Here is a 2,557-nt window from a genome sequence, read left to right on the forward strand (position 1 = left end):
TGGAACCGGCCATCGATAAATTTGAAAAAGAGTTGCCCCCCATCACGTTCTTTATCCTGCCGGGCGGGAGCACCCAGGCGTCGATGCTCCACATCTGCAGGGGCGTGGCGAGGCGCGCAGAAACGACGGCCGTCGCGCTGGCAAGGACAGAGGCGGTAAACCCCGCAGTCATTGTCTATCTTAACAGGCTTGCTGACCTGCTGTTTGTCGCCGCAAGGCTGACCAACAGGCGCCTTGGCGTCAGCGACGTGGCGTGGAAAAAATAACAGTTTTATCCTGCGCTGCGGTGAGGAGAACTGCTTGGGGCAGGTGCGAAACGTTGCGCTCATCATCGCAATAACCGCAGCGATGGCGCTGGCGACTGTCGCCATTACCTATGTCTTTGACTTTATCCCCCTGGCAGGCGCCAAATTCGCAGGCACCCTGCAAACTTTTAAAGTCTGGCAGTGACAATTTACCTCATGGAAGTCAAATGCCCCTACTGCGGCTCGGCCTTTCCGGACAATGAACAGCTCTCAAAGCACATAGATAGGATACACCACGGCTCGGGCCTTCTTGAAGGCGACTCTAGAAAATGGTAAAAAACCTTTCCCCTTTTTTTGACGCGGCGATTGCATTAAAGTCGGTCAAGAGGGCGGGATGGGTTGCCAAGGCAGGCATCAGCGACGCCGAGTCTGTCGCCGACCACTCGTTTTCAATGTGCGCAATCGGCATGGCCCTTGCAGACGCGATGAAACTGGACGCTGAAAAAGTCATGAAGATGATAGTGCTGCACGACCTGGCCGAGTCTGCCGTAGGCGACTATATGCCGGGGCAGGTGGCCGTAAAAGAAAAGGAGGCTGCCGAGGAGCGCGCAATGACAAAGATACTTGCCTGCCTGCCGGCAGATGTGCAGTCGCAATATGCCGGGATATGGCAGGAGTTCCTCGCAGGCAGGACAAGGATTGCAAGGTTTGTGCACCGGCTTGACAAGCTCGAAATGGCCATGCAGGCGCAAAGATACGCCGATAATGGCCACGACGGCAAGGCGCTGGAACAGTTTTTCGAGTCTGCAAAGAGGGCGGTAAATACTGAAGACGACGACCTGGCGGAAATCCTAAAGTCCCTGAGAGTTTTGGATGGAGGAGGCGGCGCCACCATAAAAAGAAACACAGGACGGTCCGGCCAGATCAATAGGCGCTAACCAGCTAGACGTCAAGAACCCGAACAATCTGTTGTTTCAAGCTGCTTGTGATGGCAGCAAAATTTTGACAAGATTCCGGTTCATTCCTTCAACGCCGCAAGTTTGAGCTTCAACATCCGATTTGCACAACAGTCATTTGGATGGGCTTTGTTATTGAGATATGGTCAAAAGGATATGGGCGATAATCCTGATTGTGGCCAGCATGGCGGCGATTTCATTTTCTATCTATTTCAATAATATTAGTTCAAGCATAACGACCACTTCGCCGTCAGTTCAGCGCATGACATGTCCAAAGATTTTGGATTTGGATCCCCAAACTCCACAATACAATGTTACCGGCATAGAATGCGTGCAGACACTTCTAGAAAGATGCCAGCCAGAGACGCTCATCCTGGGCTACCAGTTTGGGTCAACAAAGCTTTCAATAAATGGGGAAGAAGACGGCAGGTGTTCCATTCGGCTTGTTCATGAAATAGAGATGGGTGAAAGTACATTCAACTGTTTGGTGCCTTTTAACATGCTTGCAAAATGGGAAAGCTGGAAGAATTCCGGCGGTGGCGATGCTCTAAACGACATCTTGCCTTATTGTAAGGAGGGATGAAAAAATCCATCCCGTCAGATGCGCGACGCAGGATGCTTAGCGACTAACCTTCACAGAGTCTCTTCCCTCTATATTCACACCGTCGAGCGTCTGCCCCTTCAGAATTCCCAGAGTATCTCCTGACCTAAAGCCTGTCGAACGAGTGTTGAAATGGCATACCAGGTCAGAGAGACCGTCCCCGTTCACATCTTCAGGGATGGAATTGCAGAAGGCCAGGCTGGGTTCTTCTCCAGTGCGTCCGAAGGTTAAGGAAGATACATCTACAATCAAGGGAGCGTTGAAGCCGGGAGCGGAGAGTATGGCAACGGGAGTTCTCCCTGTGCTCATCGGGTTGATGTTATTAGGCAGGCCTCCCGGCTTGATGTCGATTTGAACAGCCTTCAAGGATGTCGTCAGACTTGTTGGAAAGTCTATCTCCTCAGGCGGTGACGTGGTGTGGGCACCATCTTCAAAGTCTGTCGTTCTCTGAAAGCCGAACAAGAGATTCGCCCAGTCATTAAAGCCAGTTAGTACGCTGAACACTCCATCGCCGCTGATATCCACGCTTATGCCTGTGTCAGTAACATCGCTATCACAATTCCAGTTTATGCCTCCAGTTCCAACACCTGTTCCAAGAGTGCCAGTAGGGCACCGAAATGTTGTATTATCTGTACCGTCCCCAATCCCTGCTGGCTCGTTAAGACCCGGAGCTGGAACGGGACGCTCGTCTAGATCAGCAAGATCAGCTGGCGAATAATCGATCCGGGCAGCTAATGGCCCGGTTCCATCAGGAT

Annotated in this window: 5 protein-coding genes and 1 pseudogene; 5 read left to right on the forward strand and 1 reads right to left on the reverse strand. The window is 51.8% G+C overall.

Features of this window, described 5'->3' with window-relative positions; all coding sequences use genetic code 11:
- The 5 genes from ACREAY_RS11265 to ACREAY_RS11285 all read left to right on the forward strand — a co-directional run.
- Positions 1 to 266, forward strand: a 266-nt coding sequence (locus tag ACREAY_RS11265; RefSeq protein WP_431755867.1) for an ATP:cob(I)alamin adenosyltransferase, incomplete at its 5' end; no start/stop codon positions are given.
- Positions 267 to 300: 34 nt separating this feature from the next.
- Positions 301 to 450, forward strand: a complete 150-nt coding sequence (locus ACREAY_RS11270) for a hypothetical protein (protein ID WP_431755868.1) — start codon at positions 301 to 303, stop codon at positions 448 to 450.
- Between the two features lie 11 nt (positions 451 to 461).
- Positions 462 to 581: a C2H2-type zinc finger protein gene (locus ACREAY_RS11275; RefSeq protein WP_431755869.1), complete on the forward strand. Its 120-nt coding sequence runs from the start codon at positions 462 to 464 to the stop codon at positions 579 to 581.
- Positions 575 to 1,183, forward strand: a complete 609-nt coding sequence (locus ACREAY_RS11280) for an HD domain-containing protein (RefSeq protein ID WP_431755870.1) — start codon at positions 575 to 577, stop codon at positions 1,181 to 1,183. Before ACREAY_RS11275 ends, ACREAY_RS11280 begins: the two co-directional genes overlap by 7 nt.
- A gap of 160 nt (positions 1,184 to 1,343) precedes the next feature.
- Positions 1,344 to 1,784 carry a hypothetical protein gene (locus ACREAY_RS11285; protein WP_431755871.1) on the forward strand — a complete coding sequence of 147 codons (441 nt, stop codon included), beginning with the start codon at positions 1,344 to 1,346 and terminating at the stop codon, positions 1,782 to 1,784.
- 36 nt (positions 1,785 to 1,820) lie between these two features.
- Here ACREAY_RS11285 and ACREAY_RS11290 read toward each other — a convergent pair.
- Positions 1,821 to 2,557: pseudogene (locus ACREAY_RS11290) on the reverse strand (hypothetical protein); the annotation flags it as partial.

The sequence above is a fragment of the Nitrososphaera sp. genome (genome assembly GCF_050748925.1).
In the GTDB taxonomy this organism is placed as follows: Archaea; Thermoproteota; Nitrososphaeria; order Nitrososphaerales; family Nitrososphaeraceae; genus Nitrososphaera.

What these genes read in the sequence shown, in the direction of transcription:
- ACREAY_RS11275 (WP_431755869.1), top strand. Translation starts at nt 462, where the DNA reads ATGGAAGTCAAATGCCCCTACTGCGGCTCGGCCTTTCCGGACAATGAA.
- ACREAY_RS11280 (WP_431755870.1), top strand. Translation starts at nt 575, where the DNA reads ATGGTAAAAAACCTTTCCCCTTTTTTTGACGCGGCGATTGCATTAAAG.
- ACREAY_RS11285 (WP_431755871.1), top strand. Translation starts at nt 1,344, where the DNA reads ATGGTCAAAAGGATATGGGCGATAATCCTGATTGTGGCCAGCATGGCG.